The sequence below is a fragment of the Neisseria sp. P0022.S010 genome, from assembly GCF_051956635.1.
On sequence record NZ_JBQCXF010000823.1, the window covers coordinates 1 to 563 of the forward strand.

The following is a 563-nucleotide window of genomic DNA, read 5'->3' on the forward strand; positions in this document are numbered from 1 at the left end:
GCGGTCTTTGCCGCAAGTCGGTTTAATGAATGTGTGTAAAGGTAACGACATGACTGCTGTCGCTGCAGTTTTTTTGTTCAATGATGCTTTGCAACGTAACGCCGCTGAGGTAATCATTGATGGTTTTGTTTAAGTTTTCCCAAAGGTCGTGGGTCAGGCAGGGGGCGCCGTGGTTGCAGTTTGCTTTGCTGCCGCACTGCGTGGCATCCAGTCGGTCTTCGGCTGCGGAGATGATTTGTGCAATATTGATTTGCTCGGCGGGAGCGGCAAGGATATAGCCTCCGCCGGGGCCGCGTAGGCTTTCAACCAATCCGGCACGGCGCAGTTTGCTGAATAATTGTTCGAGGTAGGAAAGCGATATGCTTTGTCGTTCGCTGATGGCACTGAGTTTGACAGCGCCGGTTTGCGCGTTCATCGCCAAATCTATCATGGCGGTTACTGCAAATCGCCCTTTGGTAGTCAGTCTCATGGTGTGGTTGCCTGTGTGGGGCGTTTTTATTAGTGGGGAGAATTGTCTAATATCTGAGTGTTTCAGTCAAGTATGTGGCGGCTCGGTTTGATTG

General features: G+C 51.2%; 1 protein-coding gene. It reads right to left on the reverse strand.

The features are described 5' to 3' along the window. Positions 1–22 precede the first annotated feature (22 nt). Positions 23–469 (reverse strand): Fe-S cluster assembly transcriptional regulator IscR, encoded by a 447-nt coding sequence (gene iscR, locus ACTHUT_RS21615; RefSeq protein WP_003680774.1) that lies wholly within the window; start codon positions 467–469, stop codon positions 23–25. Positions 470–563: the final 94 nt, after the last annotated feature.

What these genes read in the sequence shown, in the direction of transcription:
- iscR (WP_003680774.1), bottom strand. Translation starts at nt 469, where the DNA reads ATGAGACTGACTACCAAAGGGCGATTTGCAGTAACCGCCATGATAGAT.